The organism is Acinetobacter sp. N1-1 (assembly GCF_056711485.1).
The window spans coordinates 1,884,298-1,910,772 of record NZ_JBWXUO010000012.1; the positions used below are offsets into that span (position 1 = coordinate 1,884,298).

Here is a 26,475-nt window from a genome sequence, read left to right on the forward strand (position 1 = left end):
AGCCTCATTACATCATGCTGTTAAAATCACAAATCTATTTTGAAATAGACTCAATTTTTTCAATTGCCCATACTCCATTTTGCAATACAAGTTGATGCGTTGCAGATGGAACAGAACTTAGATCATCATTACCTAACAATTGCACAACACATAACCCTTGTTGACGTGCTTGAGCAATTGCGCTTACTAAATCTGGTTGCAACCCTTTTGGAGCAACTATCGTTTCTATTTCTTTAAATTGACCTTCACATAGTCCATATAGGTCACAGCTAAATCCTGTTGCAGGACGAGCACGACCAAAATGTTCACCGATACCATCATATCGACCACCTTGTGCTAATGGTGCCGCATGATTCGGTGCATATACTGCATACATTAAGCCAGTATGATAATGGTAACTACGTAGTTCAACGACATCTAAACCAATAGATAAATTTGGCCAACGCTGTTGTATTGCAGAAACAGTTGTTTTTAGCCCTTCAAATGCTTCTTTAAAGGCAGCATCTTGCAAGACTTCTTTACTTAAATTTTGTTCAAGTAGTGTAAGATTTCCTGAGTGCCTACCCAAGTTATAAAAATCTTGACCATATGGTAGTGTTTGCGTTACTTCTTCAAGTTCAGGCAAAGCTTTACGCTGATATAGATCATGTAACAGACGTTCATTATTTTTATCAAGTTCAGCATATTTTACCAAGCTTTTAAATAGCCCAACATGACCTAAATCTAGATGATTTTTTTCTAAGCCACATGTTGTTTCTAACAAGCCTAGCATCACATCTATCATTTCAACATCTGCTTCAATGCTTTGATGCCCATAGAGCTCTGCACCAAGCTGTAGTGGTGTACGTGATGCACTAAAATTTTGAGGTTTTGTATGTAAAATAGTTCCTGCATAGCAATAACGTGCAACACCTTCAGCAGGTCTTACATGTGCATCTATACGTGCAACTTGTGGCGTCATATCTGCCCGTATACCAAGTAAACGTCCAGAGAGTTGATCAATCACTTTAAAACTAACAAGGTCTAAGTCTTGGTTCGCTTCAGATAAAGATGAAAGCGATTCGATATATTCAATAAATGGTGTATAAACCAATTGATAACCGCGACTTGCGAGGAAATCTAATGAATGTCGACGAAGTGACTCAATTACTTGTGCTTGTTCTGGTAATACATCTGCTACCCCATCTGGTAGCAACCAAGTCTCTGAAATTGACATGCTTCAAACCTAAATTCTGTGCAGGGCGGAACGAATCCACATAAAAAAACCGGGACGCACCCGATTTTTTCAAGTGTAACATGATACTTTTGACCATGCACCTGAGAATTTTACAAATTTACCCCAAACTAAAGTGGTAGTGCAGTTGTATGCTTAATTTTTTGTAATGGAATCTCAGTTTTTACATTTTGAATGCCTGAAATTTTATTCAAATGCTGAATCTGAAATTTACGATAAGCATCTAGATCGGCAACAACAATTCTTAAAAAGAAATCACAATCTCCAGACATAAGTTGACACTCCACCACTTCAGGCAAATTTTTTACTGCATCTACAAACTGATCTACCGTTTTTTCATCTTGCCCCTTTAACCAAATTCTTGCAAATACAGTCAAACCTAAATTTACTCGTAATGGCTCAACCAATGCCACATAACGCTGTATTACACCATCATCTTCTAACTGCTTAACACGGCGTAAGCAAGGTGATGCTGAAAGCCCTACTCTTATTGCAAGCTCATTATTTTGTAGCTTTCCTTCTTGTTGTAAAACACGTAAAATCCTTATATCCGTTTTATCCACAACCACCTCTAAGCATAAAATGCCAAAAAATACATTTATTTTAAAATAATATACCATTTTAGAGTTTTTTAAAGCTAATTTAAGCGACAAATATTCATAATAAAAACATAGAATATAGCGCTAAAAAGTCATTTTCACACACACTCAAAGACCATGCTTACATCTAGAAATACAAGTCAAACACTTTATGAAGAAACCTCTGACTTTGCCTCATTTAAAAGAGGCATAAAAATGTCTATCCCTGTTTTACTAGGGATCATTCCGTTTGCACTCGTTTTGGGTACACAAGCAACTCAAAAAGGATTCAGCATACTAGAAATTCCGCTACTTACAGGTCTTAACTTTGCAGGTGGTTCAGAGTTCGCCATTCTAGAATTATGGACTAACCCTCCTCAAATGATGATGCTGATTTTTATTACATTTCTTGTAAATAGTCGCCATCTTTTAATGGGTGCAAGCCTAGTTCCATATTTAAAACATCTTCCTAACAAGAAAGTTTTACCTGCATTATTCTTTATGTGTGATGAGAGTTGGGCTTTAGGCATTGCCGATGCCAAACGAAATCATCGAAGCCGTATTGAAGATGCTTTTAACTTTTCTTTTTATGCTGGTCTATGCTTTTCATTGTATATCATGTGGGTAGCGTTCACGACCTTAGGTGGTGTTATTGGCTCTGTGCTTGGAGATATTACAAGATGGGGCTTCGATATGGCATTCCCTGCTGTATTCTTAGTTCTTCTTCGAGGCATGTGGACAGGTGTACGAAATTCCATACCATGGCTTGTGAGTTTAATTGGTGCGATCATCGCCTATCTTTACTTACCACAAGGTTGGTATGTTCCTATTGGTGCAATTTCTGGAATCATTGCTGCAATCATTATAACAGGAGATGAAAAATGATTCATAGTACAACGCTTATTGCTATTCTCCTGATCGCACTCACGACCTATGCAACACGTATACTCGGTTACTTACTTTTAAAAAACCGTAAGTTATCGCCAAGACAAAAAAAAGTATTAGATATTATACCTGGATGTGTTCTTATTTCTGTTATTGCACCCTATTTTGTAAGTAGCCATGTTTCAGATATAGTTGCAATTGTCATTACAGTATTTGCCGCAACACGTTTTTCACTACTACCAACAGTAGTTATTAGTATGGTTTCAACAGCACTTCTTCGACTATTACTTGTTTAATTAATAAAAAAGGGGCAACTTGCCCCGTTTGTTTAATGCTTATTAAAAGAGTCACATAAATCTAATAACCGATTTGCATAACCCCATTCATTATCATACCACGCATATACTTTTGCTTGTCGCCCAACAACCATCGTTTGCGTTAAATCTACAACGAGTGAATAAGGCAAATGGTTAAAATCGCTGGATACAAGATATTCTTCAGTACATGCCATAATTTCAGCATATTGCGTTAATGCTGCATCTTTAAATGCTTTATTTAATGACTCAATAGAAATTGCTGACTGAGCAATAAATGTTAAATCAATAGCAGCAACATTTAAGGTAGGCACACGAATTGAATAGCCTTCAATTCTATTTTCCATTTTTGGTAAAACCCTTTTTAATGCACCCAATGCACTCGATGTTGTTGGAATAATATTATGTCCTGATGCACGCGCACGGCGTAAATCGCGATGTGCATGATCTAATACCGCCTGATCTGTTGTCACGGCATGGATCTCAGTCATCAAGGCACTTTCAATGCCAAATTGGTCATCTAAAATTTTTACAAGTGGCACAAGTGCTTGAGTCGTACAAGATACACTTGAAATAATCTGATCTGAATGCCTCACATCATGATGGTTTATACCATATACAATTGCAGCATCTACATGATCAAATGGTGCTGCTCCTATAATTACACGTTTTGCACCCGCTTTTAGATGTTTTGCAGCCCCTTCTCTTGAGCGGAATAAGCCTGTGCATTCCAAAACAACATCAACACTTAGGCTATCCCAAGGTAGATTTTGTGGATCTTTAATATTCAAACAACGAATCTTTAGTGATTGTCCTAAATATGCCAATGCTAAAAAAGTTTCATCTGCTTCATTAATGATTGTAATACTACCTTGAAACGTGCCATGCGTCGTATCGTATTTAAATAGATGTGCCAATGTTTCAACATCAGCAATATCATTTACTGCAACAATATCAAATGTAAATTGCTTGGGATTTTCAAACCATGCTCTCACAACATTACGTCCAATTCGTCCAAACCCATTAATTGCGATTCGTTGCATGATTAACCCTTTTATTACTCAGCCATCTAAAAACAAGCCTATGTTAATGCAACTTTTATAATAATGAATCAAGTTATTTTACTTATTGCCATATTTATAACCCTTTCACCGCAAAATCATTGGTCATATAAGTATTTTTCGTTATACTTTTAAGCCTTTAAAAAATTCAACGACTATATGGTAGCTCGCTCATCTGCTCGCACTATATAGCCATACTACAGAACTAAATGGAGTGACTTGTTGTGAGTACACGTATGACGTCAGCTGAAATTCGTGAAGCCTTTTTGCATTTCTTTGAAACCAAAGGTCATACACGTGTCGCATCGAGCTCTCTCGTTCCCGCCAATGACCCAACATTACTGTTTAACAATGCAGGAATGAACCAATTTAAAGATTGTTTACTTGGGCTGGAAGATCGAGGTTACACGCGCGCCACTTCTGCACAAAAATGTGTCCGTGCAGGCGGAAAACATAATGACCTTGACAATGTCGGTTACACGGCACGTCATCATACATTCTTCGAAATGCTAGGTAACTTCTCATTTGGCGACTATTTTAAGCGCGATGCCATTAAATTTGCTTGGGAGTTCCTCACTTCAACTTTAAAATTAGAAAAAAACAGACTTTATGTGACCATCTATCATACAGATGATGAAGCATTCGATATTTGGAATAAAGAAGTTGGTATAGAAAGCGACCGTATTATTCGCATTGGCGATAATAAAGGCGCGAAATATGCATCCGATAACTTTTGGACAATGGGTGATACAGGGCCTTGTGGTCCTTGTTCTGAAATATTCTATGATCATGGCGACCATATTTGGGGTGGTCTACCGGGCACACCTGAAGAAGATGGCGACCGTTTTATTGAGATTTGGAATATTGTTTTTATGCAGTTCAACCGTACTGCTGATGGCGAATTACATTCTCTTCCTGCACCATCAGTCGATACAGGTATGGGGCTAGAACGTGTTGCAGCTGTACTACAGCATGTCAATTCAAACTACGAAATTGACCTATTCCAACACCTACTTCAAGCTGCTGCTGAAATTGTTGGTATCAAAGATGAAGGACAGCCATCTTTACGTGTAATTGCAGACCATGCTCGTTCTTGTAGCTTCCTTATTGCCGATGGTGTCTTACCGGGCAATGAAGGACGCGGTTACGTATTACGTCGAATTATACGTCGTGCAATCCGCCACGGCCATAAACTTGGTGCAACAGGTACATTCTTCTATAAAATGCTACAACCTCTGATTGATGTTATGGGAGATGCCTATCCTCAATTGGTTGAAAACCATGATCGTATCCAAAGTGCATTAATTAAAGAAGAAGAACAGTTTGCTAAAACACTAGAACAAGGTCTTAAAGTTCTTGAAAGCGAGCTTGCCCAATTAAAAGGAAAAATTATTCCGGGTGAGGTTGTATTCAAACTTTATGATACTTACGGCTTCCCAGCAGACTTAACTGCCGATATCGCACGTGAACGCGATTTAACAATTGATGAATCAGGTTTTGAAACTGAGATGGCAGCACAACGCCAACGTGCACGTGATGCTGGTAAATTCAAGGTAGACTATAACAATATCGTTAAAGTAGATACCCCTACCCAATTTGAAGGGTATCAAGCCACTCAAGGTCAAGGAAAAATTCTTGCAATTTATAAAGATGGCCAACAAGTTGATGAAGTACAAGAAGGTGATGAAGCACTTATCATTTTAGATCACACACCATTTTATGCAGAAAGTGGCGGTCAGGTTGGTGATACAGGAATCTTTAAAAATGATACAGGTATCTTTGAGATTTTAGATACACAAAAATCGGGTACAGCTTTCATACACCAAGGTGTGATTACTGTCGGTCATTTACGTGTAAATCAGAAAGTGAATGCAAATGTAGAAGCTCAGCTACGTCAAGCAATATCACGTAATCACTCTGCAACACACTTACTTCATGCAGCACTACGCAAAATTTTGGGTACACATGTAGAGCAAAAAGGTTCTCTTGTTGCATCTGATGTTTTACGTTTTGACTTTTCAAATGATCAGCCTGTGACATTTGAACAACTACAAGAAATAGAGCGCCTTGTAAACCAAGAAATTATTGCCAACACCCCTGTTGTCACTGAGGTTTTAGACATTGAAACTGCTAAAACTAAAGGTGCAATGATGCTATTCGGTGAGAAATATGGTGAAACGGTACGTGTACTTACGATGGGTACAGTACAAGATGAAAAACCTTTCTCTATTGAACTATGTGGTGGTATCCATGTAGGTTCTACAGGACAAATTGGCTTATTCAAAATCACATCTGAAGGTGGTGTTGCAGCAGGTGTTCGACGTATCGAAGCAGTTACAGGCAATAAAGCTATTATAAATATGCAAAAAGCCGATAGCACTATTCACCACATCAATGGCTTACTCAAAGCACAAAAAGATCAAACTATTGAGAAAGTTCAAACCACAGTTGAACATGCAACAAGCTTGCAAAAACAAATTGAACAACTCAATCAGAAACTTGCAAATGTACAAGCTATAGAGCTTCTACAACAAGTGCAGAGAATTCAAGATCGCCCAACTTTAATTGCTTCACTTGACAATGTGGATGCGAAATCACTTCGTCATTTACATGACAGCATAAAATCTAAGTTAGACAATGCAGTTATTGTTTTAGCAGGTACACAAGATGATAAAGTAAGCTTACTTGCATCTGTTGCAAAGCAATACACAGCTAACTTAAAAGCAGGTGATATCATCAAACATTTGGCATCAGAACTTGGTGGTAAAGGTGGTGGTAAACCTGACTTAGCACAAGGTGGCGCGCCACTGAACGAGAAGTTTAATCAGGTTATTGCAGATTTACCTGCATGGTTTAACCAGCGTTAAGACTTTACTTTTGTGTAACTGACCCTGAATGCCTATCAGGGTCATGGCTTATATGGAATCATTATGGCATTAATCGTTCAAAAATATGGTGGAACTTCGATGGGTACGCCCGAGCGCATTTTAAATGTTGCTCGTCGTGTAAAGCGTTGGCACGATCAGGGGCACAAAGTAGCCGTGGTTGTATCTGCAATGAGTGGTGAAACAAATCGCCTCCTCTCACTCGCGAAAGCCATTACAGAAACACCTGATCCGCGTGAAATAGATCAGATGGTCTCTACCGGCGAACAGGTGACAATTTCCATGTTAGCTATGGCACTTAATTCTATTGGTGTTGAAGCTAAATCATACACAGGCCGCCAAGTTGGTATTAAAACAGATAATTCTTTCACAAAAGCACGTATTGAATCTATCGATACAGAAGCTGCTGCTGCCGACCTAGATTTAGGTCGTGTAATCGTTGTTGCAGGATTCCAAGGTATTGATTCTGAAGGTAATACAACAACACTTGGTCGTGGCGGCTCAGATACAACAGGTGTTGCACTTGCTGCTGCTTTAAAAGCAGATGAATGCCAAATTTATACCGATGTAGATGGTGTTTATACAACAGACCCACGCGTTGCACCTAAAGCAAAGAAAATTGATCGTATTTCATTTGAAGAAATGCTTGAAATGGCATCTTTAGGTTCAAAAGTTTTACAGATCCGCTCTGTTGAATTTGCAGGAAAATACCAAGTTCCTTTACGTGTTTTATCAAGTTTTGATAATGACAATGATGGTGCTTTTGACGATGAGTTTAAACAAAACGTAGGTACATTAATTACAACTGAGGCAGAAGACAACATGGAACAACCTATTATTTCAGGTATTGCATTTAATCGTGATGAAGCAAAATTAACAATTTTGGGCGTTCCTGATGAGCCAGGTATTGCATCTAAAATTTTATCACCAATTAGTGATGCAAATATCGAAGTAGATATGATTGTTCAAAATATCGAAGAAGATGGAACAACAGATTTCACCTTTACCGTAAACCGTGTTGACTATGCTAAAGCAAAAAATATCTTAGAAACCACTGCAAAAAACATTAAAGCACGTGAAGTTTCTGGTCGTGATAATATTGTAAAAGTTTCAATCGTTGGTGTAGGCATGCGCTCACACGCTGGTGTTGCAAGTAAAATGTTTAAAGCACTTGCAAATGAGCAAATTAATATTCTCATGATTTCTACATCAGAAATTAAAGTATCTGTTCTTATTGAAGAAAACTATTTAGAACTTGCTGTTCGTTGTTTACACACTGCTTTTGGTTTAGACCGTGAACATGGTGAAAGTAGCGCTCGCGCGTAAATTATAAAGATTTATTAATTTTCCTATCTTAAGATTTTTTATAAATCTAAAAAGTCGCTCTATTTTATATGGAGCGGCTCTGCTATATTAGATAAATATTTTGGAAATATTTTGCCATATATTATAATATTCATTATAAATTTAAATGACAAAATAATGTCCTAGAGGTTGTAGTTCTCTTTTCCTATTAAGTAGGTGAAAATAGCTGCAGGTTTAGCGCTTAGCAAGGAGATAAACATGCTGATTCTGACTCGACGTGTCGGAGAAACTTTAATGATTGGGGATCAAGTCAGTGTGACAGTGCTTGGTGTAAAAGGAAATCAAGTACGTATAGGTGTCAATGCTCCAAAAGAAGTATCAGTTCATCGTGAAGAAATATATCAACGAATTCAACATGAAAGAGCAATGCATGAACATCTACAGCACATAGATCAAGATTATCAACCATCATATTTTGATGAGTACAATCAAGATAAATTTAACCGCTAAAGCTTGCATCTTGATTGAACAATTGGGTCAATATATTAAAAGCGACATTTAAAGTCGCTTTTAATATTATAGTTGCTACTGCTCTATTATCCTTTTTATAGGGCCATAACTTTTTCGATATCCCTCTATAATGCCATGTTCAGTAATTGCCAATAAATGCGCTTTAGTTGGATAACCTTTATGCTTTGCAAATCCATATTGAGGATATATAGCATCAAGCTCAACCATTTGACGATCTCTTGTTACCTTTGCAAGAATACTCGCAGCACTAATTTCAGCATGCAAACTATCACCACCAACCACCGCATGGCATTCAATATCTAAACCCTTAATACAGTGATTACCGTCCACAAGCACTTGGTCTGGCTTAGTATTTAAATTACTTACAGCTCGACGCATGGCTAAAAACGTTGCTTGTAAAATATTTAGCTGATCTATTTCATCACATGTTGCTTCAGCAATTGACCATGCAAGTGCTTTTTCCTGAATTTCAATGAAGAGTTTCTCTCTCTTTTTTTCGCTCAGCTTTTTAGAGTCATTTAAACCAACAATCGGATTGTTCGGATCTAAAATTACAGCAGCAGCGACTACCGATCCAACCAAAGGACCTCTTCCCGCCTCATCTACACCTGCAATATTCATCATTTTAATGCTTGCGCCATACATGAAGTCACTGTTTTTTGAATAACTTGGTGTGCAAGTGTTATACGAGCATTTGGATCTAAAGCAGCATTTGCAAGATCCATTACAGTAACACTTTGAGGTGCTTGATCACTCACACAACCACAAGTACTACTTTGTACACTTTGCTGCTGTGAACTGCTCATAACTTTACTTGCCACTTGCCACGCAGGCATTTTATTCATTTCACTCACACATTTAGCATCAATGGCTATTTTTAATGCAGTCATGCCAAGCTGTTGCGTCATTCCTTCTGCTGTTGCTGTACTTGACCCAGCAGATGTTCCATTACCTGTTGTCACACAAGCACTGAGTAGCAGTGCCATAGGCACTACAAATAATAATATATTTTTCATTATTGCTTATCCCAAATTGAACTATCTATTTTGACGAAATTCAACCCAATAAAATATAGATTTCAATTTAATTCGTCCATATTTAAGCCAAATAGATGCGTTTTATCGTTACATATTCTGCAACACACCGTTGTAAATTTGTATGTTGATATTTGATATTTTAGTTTATATCTTATGTAAACAATTACTTACCTTTCTCTAGAGAACTCAGAATGTCTGCCAGACCGCAATATTACACACGTACGGCGTAAATTTTACATTGGCTTATGGCCACAATTTTTATTACTGCATGGCTTATTGGATTTTATAGTGGTAATTTTTTAAGTTATAGCACAGATGGTGCTTTTAAAGGGGAAGTCATTACACTACATAAAAATATTGCTACTCTTATTCTTTTTCTTATCGTTATACGCATTTTCTGGCGTTATACTCATCCAGCACCAGCTCTCCCTGCAAGCATGTCTGCACCTATGAAAAAAATTGCACATATTATTCACTGGATTCTTTATATTATATTGGTTGCTTTACCAATTACAGGCTGTTTCTTTAGTTGGTCAGCTGGTCATCCTGTACCTGTACTCTACTTATTTAACTTACCAACCCTAATCGCACCTAATCCACATATTATGGCAATCTTAAAGCCAATTCATGTATACCTATCTTGGTTTGCAGGTTTACTCATTATCGGACATATTTTTGCGGCATTAAAACATCATTTTATTGACCGTGACAACGTGCTTAAAAGTATGACATCTCAAGCAAAAGATTAAAATAAAAAAGGCACTTCTAAAAGTGCCTTTTTCCATTACATAGCTTTGACTTTTTCAATCCATTTTTTCTTTTCTTGCTCAGGTAAGAAAGATGCTTCAAAAGAGTTAATTGCCAATTGTTTAATTCTAGCTTCACCTAAATCTAAAGCATCATCAATTGCATAAAAGTTTTCATTCATATACCCACCAAAATATGCTGGATCATCTGAATTCACCATAACACATAAGCCTAAATCAAGTAGTCGCTTAATATTATGTTCCTTCATATCTTCAATAACGCGTAACTTTAAATTACTTAGTGGACATACTGTCAAAGGCATTCTTTCTTTAATAAGACGTTTAAGTAACTTTGGATCTTCTTCAGAACGTACTCCATGATCAATACGGTTAACTTGAAGCAAATCTAAAGCTTGCCAGATATACTCAGCTGGTCCCTCCTCACCTGCATGTGCAACAATGAGAAATCCTTCTTCTTTTGCTTTACTAAATACACGTTCAAACTTTACAGGTGGATGTCCCAACTCACTAGAATCTAAACCAACACCAATAATATTCGCTTTAAATGGCAACGCCTGTTCCAGCACCTCAAATGCTTCTTCCTCACTCAAATGGCGTAAGAAGCACATAATTAGTTCAGATGAAATTTCTAATTTTTCTTTTGCATCTTGGCATGCTTTAAAAATACCATTAAAAATTGTTTCAAATGTAATTCCACGCACGGTATGCGTTTGTGGGTCAAAAAATATTTCTGTATGTACCACATGGTCTTCTTTACATTTTTTAAAATAAGCCCATGTTAAATCATAAAAATCTTTTTCATGAATCAGTGCTTTTGCACCTGCATAATAAATATCTAAAAATGATTGTAAGTTATGAAAATTATATGCCTGCTTAACTTCATCAACAGTTTTATAAGGAATATCTACTGCATTTCTTTGCGCAATTTCGAACATCAATTCAGGTTCAAAAGTCCCTTCAATATGTACATGTAATTCAGCTTTCGGTAATGATTGAATTAATTTTTGCTGATTCATTGAAAATCCTCATAATAAAAAAAGGGTGTAATCATCATTACACCCTACTACCTATCTTACAGATATATTAGCCACCAAAAAGTGTAAACTTCAATACCCATAAGCCAGCAATAATCCATGCCATCCAATGTACAGATGCAGCTTTTCCTGTCAAGAGTTTAATGACTGCATAGCTGATAAAACCAACAGCAATACCATCTGCAATTGAATATGCAAAAGGCATAAATACTATTGTTAGAAATGCAGGTACAGCTTCTGTAATATCATTCCAATCAATTTTAGTAATACCTTGCACCATAAGTACTGCAACGAACAGTAATGCTGGCGCTGTAGCAAAACTAGGTACAGACTGAGCAAGAGGAAAAAGAAATAAACAGCCTAAAAATAAGATTGCTACAACAACAGCAGTTAAACCCGTACGACCACCAGCTGCAACACCCGATGCAGACTCAATATATGGCGTTGTTGATGATGTACCTAGAGCAGCACCTGCAACAATTGCTGTTGAATCTGCCATAAGTACTTTTTTCAAACGTGGAATCTTACCATCATCTTTAATAATACCTGCACGATGTGCTACACCAACCAATGTACCTGTCGAATCGAACAGATCAACTAAGAAAAAGACAAAGATAACACCAATTAATGTTCCAGAGAATAAACCTGAAAAATCCATTTGCAATAAGGTTGGACTAATAGATGGTATTGCACCAACAACACCTTTAAACTGATTTAGTCCCATAAATGTTGAAATTGCAGTCACAACAAGAATGCTAATAATAATTGCCCCACGCACTCGGAAATGGTGCATAGCTACAATTAAAAATAAACCTAACATTGCAAGTAATGCTTTAGGGTCTTTTACATCACCTAATCCAACAGTTGTTGCTTGATTCGCAACAATAATCCCCGCATTTTTAAGTGCAACAAGCGCAAGAAATAAACCTATTCCCCCGCCAATTGCAAACTTTAATGACATTGGAATTGCATTCACAATAATTTCACGAATACGAACTAAGCTAATTGCAATAAATACAATACCTGACATAAATACTGCAGCTAAAGCCGTTTGCCATGGAATGTGCATACCTAGACAGACAGAATATGCAAAATAAGCATTCAATCCCATACCTGGTGCAAGCGCAATTGGATAATTTGCAAGTAGGCCCATAACAAGACAACCTGTTGCTGCTGCAATACAGGTTGCAACAAATACAGCACCATGATCCATACCAGTTGCGGAAAGAATAAGAGGGTTCACAATAATGATATAACACATGGTTAGGAACGTTGTTAAACCTGCAACAGCTTCTGTTTTTACAGAAGTATTGTTTTCTGTCAGTTTAAACAGACGTTCAAATAAACCGGCGGAAGATTGAGGAATCGCCATAAAAAGCCTCTGTTAAGTTTTACTTGTTTCTCACTGCGAATATATCTTTCAGTTACGAAACGAATTTGCTTACTGCATAGCAAAATTGATGCCATCTAAAATATAAACACTATTTTGGCAAAATGATTATTAAGGCATATATCAAAAAAAGCTGCAAAAACGCAGCTCTTTCCTTCTACATAGCGTTCAATGATCATTCAACGGCAAATGTATTACTTATGTAAGTATATCATAAATATGTAAAATAAAACCTGTAGGTAAATTGTTTTATTTTAATTCCATTTATAAACAAAAACTTAAATATAATTATAAAAAAATAAGATTTATCTTTTAAGTAAGATATTGAGCAAGCGTTACACGATCATTACCACCATAATCTTTTACAGTACGCACATGAGAAAAATTAGCATTTTTACAATATGTTTGTACCAATCCCGCTTGGTCATAACCATGCTCTAGTACAATCCAACCATTAGGCTTAAGCCAAGATTCAGCACCATGAATAAGCTGTATTAAGTCAGCCAAACCATCTTTAGCACTGACCAATGCTCGATATGGCTCTGTTTCTAAAGCCAATAAGTGACTATCACTTTCTGCAATATAAGGTGGATTTGAAACAATTAAATCAAATTTCTGCTTTGGAATAGAAGCATACCACTCACTACATAAGAATTTCACATTTTTAAGTGCATGCTTGTATGCATTTTCTTTTGCAACTTCAAGTGTAGGTGCATAAATATCTGTAGCCAATACAGACCAATCGGGCTTTTCTTTTGCTAAAGACAGTGCAATTGCTCCAGACCCTGTTCCCAAATCAATAACTGATGCATAATTTGGTAGATTCAAATCATTTAGAATTGTTTCAACAACAATTTCTGTATCAGGACGGGGCACTAAAGTATCTTTTGTTACTTTAAGATCAAGTGTCCAAAAAGGCTGTGAACCAATAACATAAGCCAATGGTTCACCTGCAGATAATCTTTTTAATCCAGCTTGATACTCTTGTATTTGAGATTCTGTCAAAAATTCATCTAAACGCATTTTTAACTCAAATGCATTTATTTTCAAGATATGCTCAAGCAACCAAACTGCTTCTTGGCGCTCATAACTATCTACTTCTCCATAAAGGTTCAGTGCTTGTGCAATCTTCATCATCAACTAGCCACCATTTTGCTGTGCAAGTAAAGCAAGCTGATCTGCTTGATACTCTCTATGCAAACTATCAAGCAACTCATTTAAATCACCCTCAACAATTGCCTCTAACTTATAGAGAGTCAAGTTAATACGATGATCTGTCATACGTCCTTGAGGATAATTATAAGTACGAATACGCTCTGAACGGTCGCCCGAACCAACCAAGTCACGGCGCATTTCAGACGTTGCATTTTCTTGCTCTTGACGTTTTGCATTTTCTAAACGAGACGCAAGTAAAGCCAGTGCCTTTGCCTTATTCTTATGTTGTGAACGCTCTTCCTGACACTCAACAACCACACCTGTTGGAATATGCGTAATACGTACTGCTGAGTCAGTTTTGTTAATGTGCTGCCCACCTGCACCTGAAGCACGGTATGTATCAATTCTTAAATCTGAAGGATTAATGTCTACTGTCGTATCAACATCTACCTCAGGTAAGATTGCAACGGTACATGCAGAAGTATGCACACGACCTTGCGATTCAGTCGCAGGAACACGTTGAACACGGTGCGCACCACTTTCAAATTTCAAGCGACCGTAAACACCTTCACCATTTACACGGCAAATTACCTCTTTATAGCCACCATGCTCACCCTCATTTTCAGAAAGTACTTCTACTCTCCAACCCTGAGTTTCGGCATACTTGCTATACATACGGTACAAATCACCTGAGAAAATAGCAGCTTCATCACCACCTGTCCCTGCACGAATTTCCAAATAAGCTGCATTAGCATCGTTTGGGTCTTTAGGAATCATAAGAATATTTAAACGATCTTCTAACTCAGCAATAATCGCTTGATTTTCTCGGATCTCTTCTTGTGCCATTTCCTTAAAATCAGGGTCAGATAACATCTCTTCAGCAGTTTTAATATCTGCTTCAGCTTGACAATAGCTATGCCAAACTTCTGTCAATTCTGTTAAATCACTATGTTCACGTGATAACTGACGGAAGCGTTTATTATCAGAAATCACTTCAGCATCAGCCAATAGTGCTGTTAGCTCTTCGTGTCTATCAGAAAGTTGTTCTAATCGTAGACGTAGCGACTCTTTCATTATGTACCAATCTCAAATCAAAATGTGATGGAAAACCATGCACAGACATTATTTATTGCGCATAGTTTAACGATTCTTCCTCTAAAATCATAGAATTATCAGATTGTGTAATAAAAACAAAATACTACACACTTTAATTCAAGAAATATTTCATTATTAATGAGGCTCGCCCTCTCCCACCATTGTAAACTTATTACAAATGGCAATAAGCAATAAACATACAGCTATACCTGTAAAGACCACTGTAAGCCCAACATGCTGTCCTACAAAACCAATTAATGCAGGGCCACACAATACCCCCGAATAGGCAATACTAGAAACACATGATAATGCTTGTGCTTTCGGGGTAAAATTTTGACGACCCACTCTAGAAAACAGCACAGGTACAACATTTGAAGAACCTAATCCAACTAAAGCATAGCCAAGTAATACTAAATACCACACAGGAGCAATCACAACCATTGCCATACCTACAGCAGCACAAATTGAACTAAATAAGATCAGATTTTTTTCGCCCAAAATTCTCATCATATAATGACCTGAGAAACGCCCTAGCGTCATTGTTGTAGCAAAGAAACCATATGCTAAGCCTGCTATTGAAAGCGGTACTTGATAATTTGTTGTTAAATACACGCCACTCCAATCGAGTGCTGCACCTTCCGTTAGAAAAGTAATGAAACACATCATACCTAACACTAAAATAATAGGATGTGGAAATCCCATCTTTTTTTTCTTAGGGGCTGTTGTTTCATCTGTTTGAGTATTGGAGTCTGCAACTTGAGTTAAGCCTGCAGGTGCAGAACATAATGCAATCACTGCAACAAGTACACTAAGCACATAAGCACTATGCAAGGCACTCAAATGAATTGAGAGTAAACCTGTCATTATTAACGCAGAAATCAAACCACCTAAACTGCACATACCATGAAAGTTCGACATTAAAGGTTTAACACTTTTCTTTTCGACAAGCACGGCTTGTAAATTAATAGCCACCCCCGTTGCACCAGAAGCCATACCAAACATTGTAAGCACAATAGCCATAGCAATAGTACTATTTAGACTACCAATTAAAGGCAAAGCCAATACAAAAATAATTGATGCAAGCGAAATAATAAAACGACACCCAACTCGCTGAATAAGCATACCCGCCAAAGGCATTGCAAGCATAGAACCAATACCAATACATAGAATGAGCATACCTAAATCTTCATGATCTAGCCCCAAACGTTGCTTCACAAATGGTATAAGCGGTGCCCACGATGCCATAGCAAAACCTAGATTAAAAAAACTAAGCCGTGTTGCACGACGCTGTATATGTGTTTTATATAAAAATTTAGTATTCAAGGTTTTAGATGGTGGCATAAATTAATTAACCTATTTCCAGTCGATTGGGTAATAATGAAAGTAGAAAAATACATATAAGACAATGAATTAAAAAATCTTTTTATTTTTAATAATTATACTATAGTCAAACAATCAAAAATATAAGACAATATGGAAATGAGTTATTCAGAACATTTTAGACGAAAAGTTATAGCGAAGCTTGAGGAAGGACATTCCATACGAGCGGTATCGACACAATTTGAGATTGATAAAAATACAATTTTGAGTTGGAAAAAAAGAATTGAGGTTAAAAGAACTCGCCCACGGAAACCTTTTAAAATTGAGGATGATGCACTACGTGCTGATGTTGAGAAATATCCAGATGATTATCAATATGAGCGTGCTGTACGCTTTTCCTGCTCAGCTGCATCTATTGGTTATGCATTAAAACGTTTAGGAATCACAGTGAAAAAAAGACCTTACGCCATCCACAAGCAAAAGAATCCCTCAGATCCGCATTCACCAAAGCTTTAGATCATCTTCAAAAAAAGCATCCCATTGTTTATCTTGATGAAAGTGGGTTTAAATCACACGATTATCGACCTCATGGTTACTCTCCTAAAGGAGCACCATGTTATGGATTATTTAATTGGCAATTAAATAATCAGACCAATGCCATTGGTGCATTGTATGAAAATAAGTTGTTTAGCGTTGGGCTATTCAATTGTAAAATTAATTCAGATGTATTCCATTTCTGGGTAGAGCATTTTCTTATTCCTGAATTACCTAGACACAGCATCATTGTGATGGATAATGCGACGTTTCACAAACGAGCAGACACACAGGAGTTACTAGAACATCATGGGCATCATATTTTATGGTTACCGCCTTATAGTCCTGATTTGAATTCCATTGAAAAGACATGGGCATGGATTAAGAAAAAGAGAAAAGAATGGCAAGAGGATTGTATTGATCGACTCTTTCAGATGTTTTTTCATGTCTGTATGAGTAATTAGATTGTTTGACTATATATTCTTTAGACAACAGTAAAATCTTAGAGACCAAAGAATAAATACTTTTGCAAAGGTAAGGCTTACGTAAATATACTCATATAAAATTTCATCTGTTAAAATGCAACGTATAATCACTTAATTAAACATAAATAAACGACATTTGAAAAATTGTTATAGTATAACCAACATATTATTGATAAATATATCGACTCGATTGTCCAATGAAATTTATATCTTTAGGCTCTTTTAGTATTTTTTTAAGCTTTTTACTCCTGAATGGCTGTAGCTCTGAACAGATAGTTAAGACTGCTACACCAAAAAAAATTCCTACAATTACATCGACTCTAACTACACAGTTAACACCTCAAACTATTGAGTCGCCACCTACACTCACAGTACAAAAAACTATTAGACAGCCTGTTCCTGAAACATATGTCGTATGGTTAAATCAGGTTGATCATCAACAACTTGTAAACTCATATAAAGCTTTTTTGAGCCGAAATCAGGCAGATTTTATTGTTCCTGATTATCAAATGCTCCGCTCTGCGAGAGATTGGCAACAATGTAATTATACAGAATATGAAGTGCCACCAGCAGAGGTATGGCAAAATGCAGTCCCAACACTCAAACTACTAAATTATTTACACCAACAAGGTATTATTCCCAATGTTGAAGTAACATCTAGTTATAGATCTCCTTTCTTAAATAAATGTGCAGGTGGAGCCAAAACATCAAGTCATGTAAAAAATGCTGCTATCGACTTTAGAATAGGCCCTGAACAGCCAACACCAGAAGATGAAATCCTCATTCATAATACTAAAATGAAACTATGTCGTTTTTGGCAACAAAATGGTAAAGCATTTAACATGGGACTCGGTGTATACGAATCTGGGCAAATTCACATAGACACTCTTGGCTACCGTACATGGGGTTATAGTCACTCTTGGCACAGCTCACTGTGTGGAGAAATTATCCCCGAGTAATACACTCAAATCACTCGCTTAATGTTACTAAACAACATTAAGCAGTATTATATTTAACCAATCATCATCACATATGCAAATACGAAAGTTGCGCTACCGTTCACATATAGAATTATCTTACTTAATACACCATGAAAATTGATATCAATTTATCCAAAGAGATGTAAAGAAACTTATATAAATCACTTCTATTTTTTAGCATGACATACTTGTACATAATCAAACCTTGAGGCAACCCCAATCTCAGGTACAAAATATTCATCAGTTAGAAACTTAGATCGATATCGCTACAACATGACATAACCAAGAAAGTATAACCATTAAGAATTAATCTGATTGAAAATAGCTGTAAGTATGTAACGAGTAGACTTCCTTAAAAATGACTACTCGTAGTATTCATTTATTCCCCTTTTGTTTCTTAATATTAGCTAATACGGCGTTTCAAACCTGTAATTTGCAATATACGAGTCGATATTTCTTCAATAGACATTTCTGAAACATTCAAATAAGGAATACCTTCAGAAATGTAGATTCCTTCTACAGCGCGCAACTCCATTTGACATTGGTTATAACTCGCATAACGACTACCTGCTCGGCGCTCTGTTCTAATCGCAACCAAACGATCTGCATCTATCATTAAACCAAAAAGCTTATGCTTATGTTCTCTTAACACTTTCGGCAAGCGATTATCATCCAAATCTTCTTCTGTTAGCGGATAATTCGCAACACGAATACCAAATTGTAGTGATAAATAAACGGAGGTTGGTGTTTTACCCGAACGAGAAACACCAATTAAAATAATATCTGCTTTATCATAATGTCTTGTACGCGCACCATCATCATTATCAAGTGCGAAGTGGACAGCATCTATCCTCGCTTTATAATACTCAGTATCAGTTACAGCATGAGTTTGACCAATCAGCGTGGTTGGCGATGTTTCTAGCTCTTGTTCAAGCTTACTAATTAAACCTTCAAATACATCTAGGTTTACCGCATTTGCAGTATTAATAATATTTCTAACATTTGGGTCAACCAAAGTATCAAAAACCAATGGCAATTTGCCTTTTTCCTGCGCACAAGCATTAACCTCTTCAACGACTCTTAAAGCGGCTTCTTCAGAAGAAATATAAGGAATAATACGCACATCAAAATCAACATTAGGGAACTGTGCTAACAGTGAATGACCTAAAGTCTCTGCTGTAATTGCCGTGCCATCGGAAATAAAAAACACACTTCTTTCAATTTGTTTACTTTCAGGCATCAAAAAACTCCTCAAATATTTGTTTTAAGCCGCTATATTCTTTATAGTAAGCCATCTTACATAACAATGGCTTGCTTCACACCAAAAAGCTAAGCTCTTTTATGTTTTTAACATGAGCAGATAACGAATCACATACTGCAGAAGTGGAGAGACTACTTTGGAATCGCGCGTAATTGGTCTAGAAAAATTAGGAAAGCATGACGTTGAACTCGTAGGTGGGAAAAACTCATCTTTAGGAGAAATGATCAGCCACCTTTCTAATGCAGGTGTATCTGTACCAGGTGGTTTTGCCACAACTGCTGCAGCATATCGTGAATTTCTTGAGCAAAGTGGCTTAAATGCAAAAATTCAAGCAGAACTCGATCAACTTGATGTTGACAATGTTATCGCACTTGCAGAAACAGGTGCTAAAATCCGCCAATGGATTATTGATACACCATTAACGGCATCTCTTGAAAAAGATGTTCGCGAAGCATTTGCTACACTCTCTAGTGGTAACCCAGATATTGCTGTTGCTGTACGCTCTTCTGCAACTGCCGAAGATTTACCTGATGCATCATTTGCAGGACAACAAGAAACATTCCTAAATATTCGTGGCATTGACAATATTTTAATTGCCATTAAAGAAGTGTTTGCTTCTTTATTTAACGATCGTGCAATCGCATATCGTGTACACCAAGGCTTCGACCATAAACTTGTTGCACTTTCAGCAGGTATTCAACGTATGGTTCGCTCTGAAACAGGTGCGGCTGGTGTAATGTTTACACTAGATACTGAATCTGGATTCCGTGATGTTGTCTTTATTACCTCATCATATGGTCTTGGCGAAATGGTTGTACAGGGTGCTGTAAACCCAGATGAATTCTACTTGTCTAAACCACTATTACAAAATGAAAAACATGCAGTGGTTCGTCGTAACCTTGGCTCTAAACATCAGAAAATGATTTATAGTACAGATGCGTCTGCTGGTAAATCTGTTTCTATTGTAGATGTTGAAAAGCAAGATCGCCAAGAATTCTCTTTAACAGATCAAGAACTACACGAACTTGCAAAACAAGCAATGATCATTGAAGCACATTATGGCTCACCAATGGATATTGAATGGGCAAAAGATGGCGATGATGGTCGTTTATACATCGTACAAGCACGTCCTGAAACAGTAAAAAGCCGTCAAAATGCAAGTACAATGGAACGTTACCTACTTAAACAAAAAGGTAATGTTATTGCTGAAGGCCGTTCTATCGGACAACGTATTGGCTCAGGTAAAGTACGTATCGTGACATCAATTGATGAAATGGATAAAGTACAACCAGGTGATGTTCTTGTTTCAGACATGACAGATCCAGACTGGGAACCAGTCATGAAACGTGCTGCGGCAATCGTCACAAACCGTGGTGGTCGTACATGTCACGCTGCAATTATCGCACGAGAATTAGGTGTTCCTGCAATTGTAGGCTGTGGTAATGCAACTGAACTTTTAAAAGATGGTCAAGCTGTTACCGTTTCTTGTGCTGAAGGCGACACAGGTTTCATTTACGAAGGTCTATTAGACTTTGAGATTCAACGTAATTCAATTGAATCTATGCCTAAACTCCCATTCAAAATTATGATGAATGTTGGTAACCCAGATCGCGCATTTGACTTTGCTCAAGTTCCAAATGAAGGTATTGGGTTAGCACGTCTTGAATTCATCATTAACCGTATGATTGGCGTTCATCCTAAAGCATTACTAAACATTGACAGTCTACCTCGTGAAACACGTGCTGCAGTTGCTGCACGTACAGCAGGATATAACTCACCTGTAGAATTCTACGTTGAAAAAATTGTAGAGGGCGTATCTACTCTTGCAGCAGCATTCGGTGACAAGCCTGTTATTGTTCGTATGTCTGACTTCAAATCAAACGAATATGCCAACCTTATTGGTGGTAAGCTTTACGAGCCTGAAGAAGAAAACCCAATGCTAGGTTTCCGTGGTGCGAGTCGTTATGTTTCTGATAACTTCCGTGACTGCTTTGAACTTGAATGCCGTGCATTGAAGAAAGTTCGTGACGAAATGGGTCTAACTAATGTTCAAATTATGATCCCATTTGTACGTACAGTAAAAGAAGCAGCACGTGTTATTGAGCTACTTGCAGAAAATGGTCTAAAACGTGGTGAAAATGGCCTAAAAGTTATTATGATGTGTGAGTTACCAACAAATGCACTATTAGCTGACCAATTCTTAGAGCATTTTGATGGATTCTCTATTGGCTCTAATGACCTAACACAATTAACACTTGGTCTAGATCGTGACTCAGGCATTGTATCTCAACTCTTTGATGAACGAGATGAGGCTGTTAAAACACTTCTTTCTATGGCAATTCAAGCATGTCGTAAAGCAGGAAAATATGTTGGTATTTGTGGACAAGGCCCTTCAGATCACCCAGATCTTGCACGTTGGTTAATGGAGCAAGGAATCGAGTCTGTATCTCTAAACCCTGACTCTGTACTTGACACGTGGTTCTTCCTAGCCAATGAAGAAGTTAAATAACTTTTAGTTAGCTTAAAAACATGTTAAAAAGACCCTTTATAGGGTCTTTTTTATTTTGAGATAGTCATTATGCAAATTTATTTAGCACGTAACAATCAGCAAGCTGGACCTTATACATTAGAACAAGTCAACCAAATGCTAGCAACACAACAAGTGCTACTGACTGACTTAGCATGGCATAGTGGCATGAATGAATGGCATCCTCTTGGCGAACTTACACGCGGCAAGCTTAAATATGAACCAGAAGGCTACACACGAAAAGAGATTCAACAAACTACAGATGATGAGTATAACTTTGTACATCAAAGTACAACTCTGGCAACAATTAATAGTCGTGCATTAGCAAAAATCATAGATTTATTACTATGGCTACCCGCATTTATGTTGCCATCATTCTTTTTAACCAAAGAAGCAGCAAATCAACTTCAAAAGTTTCAAGGAAGCAGTTTTAGCCCTGAAGTGCAACAGCAACTTCTCAATGCAATTCCAGTTCAAGGCTGGCAAGCAATGGGAATATACATCATTGTAATGCTCATTGTTCAAGCTATTTTACTAAATTACAAAGGACAAAGTATTGGCAAGCTCATTACTAAAATTAAAATTGTTGATGCAGAAACAGAAAAGCACGTAAATTTAACTCGAATTTTTTTAATCCGAAGCATTGTTTTTATTATATTAAATCTATTTGCAATGCCTATTATTACTATTTTAGATTACGCTCTAGGCTTTAGTAATAAAAGACAGACATTACACGATAGATTAGCCAAAACAAAAGTTACAAAAGCCACAAAAATGAATAAAAAACAAACAAAAGGAAAATAATTTTAATACACAAAAAAACAAGCAACATGTTGTTTTTTATGTAAAATTTAGTATTTTTTTTAAAAATCCAACTTTTTATGTTGGATTTAAATTGTCTTTTTTTACACCTCGTAAATGTAGCGTACCTACTTAATATAAGGCATAATGCCTTATAAAGTAGCGGTGTCACTGACTTTTAAAGACATCCGTCACTATAATCGCTATCCCGTTCTTATAAAATATAAATGGGACTCTTCACCGAGGTTGTAAAATGAGACAAACAATATTAGCTGTATTGTCTTTATCTGCGATTTCTACACTTCTAACAGGGTGTGGTGGTGATTTAGTACTTCTAAACTCAAAAGGTCCAGTTGCAGCAGGTCTTAGTGGCCTCATGATGACTGCGATCTACCTTATGCTATTGGTGGTAATCCCATCTATCATTATGGCACTTTGGTTTGGTTGGAAATATCGCGCGTCAAATAAAGATGCAGACTATAAGCCTACATGGGCTCACTCAACATCAATTGAAATTGTTGTTTGGGGCGTCCCTATAATTATTATCGCTATTTTAGCATGGATTGCTTGGTGGGGTTCTCACCAATATGACCCATACCGCCCTCTAAGTGCTGAGTCAGATAAAAAGACTTTAGACATTCAAGTGATTGCGGAACCATATAAATGGGTATTTGTATATCCAGAACAACAAATTGCTACTGTTAATGAAATTCGTTTCCCTGAACAGACTCCAGTACATTTCCATATCACCTCTGACTTTACAATGAATTCTTTTTTCATTCCGCAGTTAGCAGGTCAGATTTATGCAATGGCAGGTATGCAAACCCACCTACATGTTCTGTCGAATGAAACAGGCATATTCCGTGGTTTCTCTTCAAACTACAGTGGTTATGGCTTCTCTCAAATGCACTTTAAAGCACATAGCATTACTCAATCAGAATTTGATAAATGGGTAAGCGATGTAAAAGCTGGAAAAGGTACAGAAGATAATACTACTGCGATTCAAAAAAGCACTTTGGACTTTGAAACATTGCAAAACCTACGTGATGGTGAGCGTTCTAAACACCAAATCGAGGGTATGCTTGCTGATGCAAAAACTCCTGAAGAAAAAGCAATTGCTGAAGAAGCTGAACGTATGGGTCCATACCCTACAAAACCGAATCCAGTAACATATTATTCTTCAGTTGAACCACAATTGTTCAGAAAAGTCATCGACAAATACATGAGCAATTATCATGGTGCAGGGCAAGCGGATTCTTCTCACGCTAACATGCAACACATGGCTTCTGCAGGAGAATAAAATATGGATATGCTATTAGGTAAACTTGGCTGGGGTGCAGTTCCTAAAGAACCGATTGTAATTGTCACAGCTATTATTATGGCAATTGGAGCAATCGCTGTTCTTGGCGGAATTACCTACTTTAAAAAGTGGGGATACCTTTGGAAAGAGTGGTTTACATCTGTAGACCATAAGAAAATAGGCATCATGTACATATTTGTTTCTGTAATTATGCTACTTCGTGGCTTTGCAGATGCATTTATGATGCGACTTCAACTATTCCTTGCAAGCAATGGTAACCCTGGTTACTTACATCCAGACCACTATGATCAGATCTTTACTGCACACGGTGTGATTATGATCTTTTTCGTAGCAATGGGACTGGTAGCAGGATTAATCAATATCGCAGTTCCATTACAAATTGGTGCCCGTGATGTTGCCTTTCCGTTACTAAACTCTTTCAGTTTTTGGGCTTTTGCTGGTGCAGCAGGGCTAGTTATGGCATCTTTAGTTGTTGGTGAGTTTGCAGCAACAGGATGGATGGCATACCCTCCTCTCTCTGGTATCCAATATTCTCCTGGGGTTGGGGTCGATTACTATATTTGGTCATTACAAATATCGGGATTAGGTACACTACTCACAGCTGTCAATTTCTTAGCCACCATTATCAAAATGCGTGCGCCAGGTATGAAGCTGATGGATATGCCAATCTTTACATGGACAGCATTCATGTTCTCTGTCCTTGTACTTGCAACATTCCCTGTGTTGACAGCAACATTAGCAATGTTAACGCTAGACCGCTATTTTGACTTCCACTTCTTTACGAATGAGTTAGGCGGTAGTCCTATGCTCTACGTAAACTTAATTTGGACATGGGGTCACCCAGAAGTTTATATCCTCGTATTACCAGCCTTTGGTGTTTACTCTGAAATTGTTCCTACTTTCTCACGTAAAGCACTCTTTGGCTATAAAACTATGGTATATGCCACAGTTGCAATTGCTGTACTTTCATTAGTAGTTTGGTTACACCATTTCTTTACTATGGGTGCAGGAGCAAATGTCAATGCCTTCTTCGGTATTATGACAATGGTAATTGCAATTCCAACTGGTGTAAAAATGTTCTCATGGTTATTTACCATGTATAAAGGTCGTATTACTTTTACATCGCCAATGCTTTGGACACTTGGATTCCTAGTGACTTTTGGTATTGGTGGTTTAACAGGTGTACTTATGGCCGTTCCACCAGCAGATTTCTTAGTACATAACTCACTATTCCTTATCGCACACTTCCACAATGTAATTATTGGTGGTGTGGTCTTTGCATTATTTGCAGCCATTGTATTTTGGTGGCCAAAAATGTTTGGTTGGAAATTAAATGAAGCATGGGGCAAAGCATCTTTTTGGTTCTGGTTCTTCGGTTTCTACTTTGCATTTATGCCATTATATATCCTTGGCTTCATGGGTATGACACGTCGTTTAAACACATATGACAACCCAGAATGGACACCGTATCTATCAATTGCAATGATTGGTGCAGTCCTTGTCGCAATTGGTATTCTTTGCTTTGTAATGCAAATTGTCGTTGGCTACTTACAGCGTAATGATAATATTGACTATACTGGCGATGCATGGGATGGCCGTACATTTGAATGGTCAACATCTTCTCCTGCACCATTTTATAACTTTGCTTATATTCCAAATGGTGAACATATCGATCGTTTCTGGTTGGACAAAGAGAATGGTGTTGCCTATATCAAACCAGAAAAGTATGAAGACATTCATATGCCGACTAACCGAGCTGCAGGTATTGTTCTAGCATTGCTAATTACCCTTATGGGCTTTGCATTAGTTTGGCATATTTGGTGGTTAGTGGTTGTCGCATTTGCCTCAACTATCATTACGTTCATTAGAAGTTCATACACTAAAAAAGTGGACTACTATGTTCCTGCTGCAGAAGTAGAACGTATTGAAAATGAACGCTATGCCCTTTTAGAAAAACATTTGAAGAAGGACTAAA

The 26,475-nt window shown here is 37.3% G+C and carries 24 protein-coding genes; 13 read left to right on the forward strand and 11 right to left on the reverse strand.

Going from position 1 to position 26,475, the window contains the following annotated elements; translation table 11 throughout:
• Positions 1–34: 34 nt before the first annotated feature.
• Positions 35–1,216 carry an ATP phosphoribosyltransferase regulatory subunit gene (locus tag AC1MPL_RS09315; protein WP_479765571.1) on the reverse strand — a complete coding sequence of 394 codons (1,182 nt, stop codon included), beginning with the start codon at positions 1,214–1,216 and terminating at the stop codon, positions 35–37.
• Between the two features lie 128 nt (positions 1,217–1,344).
• Complete coding sequence (locus AC1MPL_RS09320; RefSeq protein ID WP_479765572.1) at positions 1,345–1,797, reverse strand: Lrp/AsnC family transcriptional regulator; 453 nt, start codon at positions 1,795–1,797, stop codon at positions 1,345–1,347.
• A 153-nt stretch (positions 1,798–1,950) separates the two neighbouring features.
• Here AC1MPL_RS09320 and AC1MPL_RS09325 point away from each other — a divergent pair, with 153 nt between their 5' ends.
• Together AC1MPL_RS09325 and AC1MPL_RS09330 are read left to right on the forward strand one after the other, a co-directional pair.
• Complete coding sequence (locus AC1MPL_RS09325; protein WP_479765573.1) at positions 1,951–2,697, forward strand: AzlC family ABC transporter permease; 747 nt, start codon at positions 1,951–1,953, stop codon at positions 2,695–2,697.
• On the forward strand, positions 2,694–2,993 hold the full coding sequence (locus AC1MPL_RS09330) for an AzlD family protein (RefSeq protein WP_479765574.1): 300 nt from the start codon (positions 2,694–2,696) through the stop codon (positions 2,991–2,993). Before AC1MPL_RS09325 ends, AC1MPL_RS09330 begins: the two co-directional genes overlap by 4 nt.
• Before the next feature lie 32 nt (positions 2,994–3,025).
• On the opposite strand, the gene AC1MPL_RS09335 is transcribed toward AC1MPL_RS09330, so the two are convergent.
• The gene (locus AC1MPL_RS09335; RefSeq protein WP_479765575.1) at positions 3,026–4,054 is read right to left on the reverse strand and encodes a type I glyceraldehyde-3-phosphate dehydrogenase; all 1,029 of its coding nucleotides are present in this window, start codon (positions 4,052–4,054) and stop codon (positions 3,026–3,028) included.
• A gap of 254 nt (positions 4,055–4,308) precedes the next feature.
• Between AC1MPL_RS09335 and alaS the strand changes: the two genes are divergently transcribed.
• The 3 genes from alaS to csrA all read left to right on the forward strand — a co-directional run bounded on the left by alaS (position 4,309) and on the right by csrA (position 8,772).
• Complete coding sequence (gene alaS, locus AC1MPL_RS09340; RefSeq protein ID WP_479766209.1) at positions 4,309–6,939, forward strand: alanine--tRNA ligase; 2,631 nt, start codon at positions 4,309–4,311, stop codon at positions 6,937–6,939.
• A 63-nt stretch (positions 6,940–7,002) separates the two neighbouring features.
• On the forward strand, positions 7,003–8,283 hold the full coding sequence (locus tag AC1MPL_RS09345; RefSeq protein ID WP_479765576.1) for an aspartate kinase: 1,281 nt from the start codon (positions 7,003–7,005) through the stop codon (positions 8,281–8,283).
• Positions 8,284–8,520: 237 nt separating this feature from the next.
• Positions 8,521–8,772, forward strand: coding sequence for a carbon storage regulator CsrA (csrA, locus tag AC1MPL_RS09350; RefSeq protein WP_195772170.1), 252 nt, complete (start codon positions 8,521–8,523; stop codon positions 8,770–8,772).
• A 75-nt stretch (positions 8,773–8,847) separates the two neighbouring features.
• Here csrA and rnhB read toward each other — a convergent pair whose 3' ends face one another.
• Together rnhB and AC1MPL_RS09360 are read right to left on the reverse strand one after the other, a co-directional pair.
• The gene (gene rnhB / locus AC1MPL_RS09355) at positions 8,848–9,414 is read right to left on the reverse strand and encodes a ribonuclease HII (RefSeq protein ID WP_479766210.1); all 567 of its coding nucleotides are present in this window, start codon (positions 9,412–9,414) and stop codon (positions 8,848–8,850) included.
• Positions 9,414–9,809 (reverse strand): hypothetical protein, encoded by a 396-nt coding sequence (locus tag AC1MPL_RS09360; protein ID WP_479765577.1) that lies wholly within the window; start codon positions 9,807–9,809, stop codon positions 9,414–9,416. The genes rnhB and AC1MPL_RS09360 overlap by 1 nt, the downstream gene beginning before the upstream one ends.
• A 251-nt stretch (positions 9,810–10,060) precedes the next feature.
• On the opposite strand from AC1MPL_RS09360, the gene AC1MPL_RS09365 reads away from it, so the two are divergent.
• The gene (locus tag AC1MPL_RS09365) at positions 10,061–10,579 is read left to right on the forward strand and encodes a cytochrome b (RefSeq protein ID WP_479766212.1); all 519 of its coding nucleotides are present in this window, start codon (positions 10,061–10,063) and stop codon (positions 10,577–10,579) included.
• A gap of 35 nt (positions 10,580–10,614) precedes the next feature.
• On the opposite strand, the gene AC1MPL_RS09370 is transcribed toward AC1MPL_RS09365, so the two are convergent.
• The 5 genes from AC1MPL_RS09370 to AC1MPL_RS09390 form a co-directional block, all read right to left on the reverse strand.
• On the reverse strand, positions 10,615–11,613 hold the full coding sequence (locus tag AC1MPL_RS09370; RefSeq protein ID WP_479765578.1) for an adenosine deaminase: 999 nt from the start codon (positions 11,611–11,613) through the stop codon (positions 10,615–10,617).
• Between the two features lie 67 nt (positions 11,614–11,680).
• Positions 11,681–13,003, reverse strand: a complete 1,323-nt coding sequence (locus AC1MPL_RS09375) for an NCS2 family permease (protein WP_479765579.1) — start codon at positions 13,001–13,003, stop codon at positions 11,681–11,683.
• 330 nt (positions 13,004–13,333) lie between these two features.
• Positions 13,334–14,155, reverse strand: a complete 822-nt coding sequence (gene prmC / locus AC1MPL_RS09380; RefSeq protein WP_479766213.1) for a peptide chain release factor N(5)-glutamine methyltransferase — start codon at positions 14,153–14,155, stop codon at positions 13,334–13,336.
• Positions 14,156–14,161: 6 nt separating this feature from the next.
• Positions 14,162–15,250, reverse strand: coding sequence for a peptide chain release factor 1 (prfA, locus tag AC1MPL_RS09385; protein ID WP_237411766.1), 1,089 nt, complete (start codon positions 15,248–15,250; stop codon positions 14,162–14,164).
• 156 nt (positions 15,251–15,406) lie between these two features.
• On the reverse strand, positions 15,407–16,612 hold the full coding sequence (locus AC1MPL_RS09390; RefSeq protein WP_479765581.1) for an MFS transporter: 1,206 nt from the start codon (positions 16,610–16,612) through the stop codon (positions 15,407–15,409).
• A gap of 138 nt (positions 16,613–16,750) precedes the next feature.
• On the opposite strand from AC1MPL_RS09390, the gene AC1MPL_RS09395 reads away from it, so the two are divergent.
• From AC1MPL_RS09395 to AC1MPL_RS09405, 3 genes are all read left to right on the forward strand, one after another.
• Entirely contained in the window at positions 16,751–17,107 is a 357-nt protein-coding gene (locus AC1MPL_RS09395) for an IS630 transposase-related protein (protein ID WP_479763665.1), read from the forward strand.
• Positions 17,017–17,589, forward strand: a complete 573-nt coding sequence (locus tag AC1MPL_RS09400) for an IS630 family transposase (protein ID WP_479766126.1) — start codon at positions 17,017–17,019, stop codon at positions 17,587–17,589. The genes AC1MPL_RS09395 and AC1MPL_RS09400 overlap by 91 nt, the downstream gene beginning before the upstream one ends.
• Before the next feature lie 218 nt (positions 17,590–17,807).
• A complete protein-coding gene (locus tag AC1MPL_RS09405) occupies positions 17,808–18,569 on the forward strand; it encodes a D-Ala-D-Ala carboxypeptidase family metallohydrolase (RefSeq protein WP_479765583.1) in 762 nt (253 codons plus the stop codon).
• Between the two features lie 424 nt (positions 18,570–18,993).
• On the opposite strand, the gene ppsR is transcribed toward AC1MPL_RS09405, so the two are convergent.
• Positions 18,994–19,830, reverse strand: a complete 837-nt coding sequence (gene ppsR / locus AC1MPL_RS09410; protein ID WP_479765584.1) for a posphoenolpyruvate synthetase regulatory kinase/phosphorylase PpsR — start codon at positions 19,828–19,830, stop codon at positions 18,994–18,996.
• Positions 19,831–19,987: 157 nt separating this feature from the next.
• On the opposite strand from ppsR, the gene ppsA reads away from it, so the two are divergent.
• The 4 genes from ppsA (at position 19,988) to cyoB (ending at position 26,474) form a co-directional block, all read left to right on the forward strand.
• Complete coding sequence (gene ppsA / locus AC1MPL_RS09415; RefSeq protein WP_479765585.1) at positions 19,988–22,360, forward strand: phosphoenolpyruvate synthase; 2,373 nt, start codon at positions 19,988–19,990, stop codon at positions 22,358–22,360.
• Between the two features lie 69 nt (positions 22,361–22,429).
• The gene (locus AC1MPL_RS09420; RefSeq protein ID WP_479765587.1) at positions 22,430–23,182 is read left to right on the forward strand and encodes an RDD family protein; all 753 of its coding nucleotides are present in this window, start codon (positions 22,430–22,432) and stop codon (positions 23,180–23,182) included.
• Between the two features lie 250 nt (positions 23,183–23,432).
• Positions 23,433–24,479, forward strand: a complete 1,047-nt coding sequence (gene cyoA / locus AC1MPL_RS09425; RefSeq protein WP_479765588.1) for a ubiquinol oxidase subunit II — start codon at positions 23,433–23,435, stop codon at positions 24,477–24,479.
• A gap of 3 nt (positions 24,480–24,482) precedes the next feature.
• Entirely contained in the window at positions 24,483–26,474 is a 1,992-nt protein-coding gene (gene cyoB, locus AC1MPL_RS09430; RefSeq protein ID WP_479765589.1) for a cytochrome o ubiquinol oxidase subunit I, read from the forward strand.
• Position 26,475: the final 1 nt, after the last annotated feature.

Bases quoted from the DNA above. Each gene is read 5' to 3' on its own strand.
- prfA (WP_237411766.1), bottom strand. From the start codon at position 15,250: ATGAAAGAGTCGCTACGTCTACGATTAGAACAACTTTCTGATAGACAC.
- rnhB (WP_479766210.1), bottom strand. From the start codon at position 9,414: ATGAATATTGCAGGTGTAGATGAGGCGGGAAGAGGTCCTTTGGTTGGA.
- AC1MPL_RS09420 (WP_479765587.1), top strand. From the start codon at position 22,430: ATGCAAATTTATTTAGCACGTAACAATCAGCAAGCTGGACCTTATACA.
- AC1MPL_RS09360 (WP_479765577.1), bottom strand. From the start codon at position 9,809: ATGAAAAATATATTATTATTTGTAGTGCCTATGGCACTGCTACTCAGT.
- AC1MPL_RS09330 (WP_479765574.1), top strand. From the start codon at position 2,694: ATGATTCATAGTACAACGCTTATTGCTATTCTCCTGATCGCACTCACG.
- AC1MPL_RS09335 (WP_479765575.1), bottom strand. From the start codon at position 4,054: ATGCAACGAATCGCAATTAATGGGTTTGGACGAATTGGACGTAATGTT.
- AC1MPL_RS09370 (WP_479765578.1), bottom strand. From the start codon at position 11,613: ATGAATCAGCAAAAATTAATTCAATCATTACCGAAAGCTGAATTACAT.
- ppsR (WP_479765584.1), bottom strand. From the start codon at position 19,830: ATGCCTGAAAGTAAACAAATTGAAAGAAGTGTGTTTTTTATTTCCGAT.
- AC1MPL_RS09345 (WP_479765576.1), top strand. From the start codon at position 7,003: ATGGCATTAATCGTTCAAAAATATGGTGGAACTTCGATGGGTACGCCC.
- alaS (WP_479766209.1), top strand. From the start codon at position 4,309: ATGACGTCAGCTGAAATTCGTGAAGCCTTTTTGCATTTCTTTGAAACC.
- AC1MPL_RS09315 (WP_479765571.1), bottom strand. From the start codon at position 1,216: ATGTCAATTTCAGAGACTTGGTTGCTACCAGATGGGGTAGCAGATGTA.
- AC1MPL_RS09390 (WP_479765581.1), bottom strand. From the start codon at position 16,612: ATGCCACCATCTAAAACCTTGAATACTAAATTTTTATATAAAACACAT.
- AC1MPL_RS09375 (WP_479765579.1), bottom strand. From the start codon at position 13,003: ATGGCGATTCCTCAATCTTCCGCCGGTTTATTTGAACGTCTGTTTAAA.
- AC1MPL_RS09325 (WP_479765573.1), top strand. From the start codon at position 1,951: ATGCTTACATCTAGAAATACAAGTCAAACACTTTATGAAGAAACCTCT.
- prmC (WP_479766213.1), bottom strand. From the start codon at position 14,155: ATGAAGATTGCACAAGCACTGAACCTTTATGGAGAAGTAGATAGTTAT.
- AC1MPL_RS09405 (WP_479765583.1), top strand. From the start codon at position 17,808: ATGAAATTTATATCTTTAGGCTCTTTTAGTATTTTTTTAAGCTTTTTA.
- cyoB (WP_479765589.1), top strand. From the start codon at position 24,483: ATGGATATGCTATTAGGTAAACTTGGCTGGGGTGCAGTTCCTAAAGAA.
- csrA (WP_195772170.1), top strand. From the start codon at position 8,521: ATGCTGATTCTGACTCGACGTGTCGGAGAAACTTTAATGATTGGGGAT.
- AC1MPL_RS09395 (WP_479763665.1), top strand. From the start codon at position 16,751: ATGAGTTATTCAGAACATTTTAGACGAAAAGTTATAGCGAAGCTTGAG.
- cyoA (WP_479765588.1), top strand. From the start codon at position 23,433: ATGAGACAAACAATATTAGCTGTATTGTCTTTATCTGCGATTTCTACA.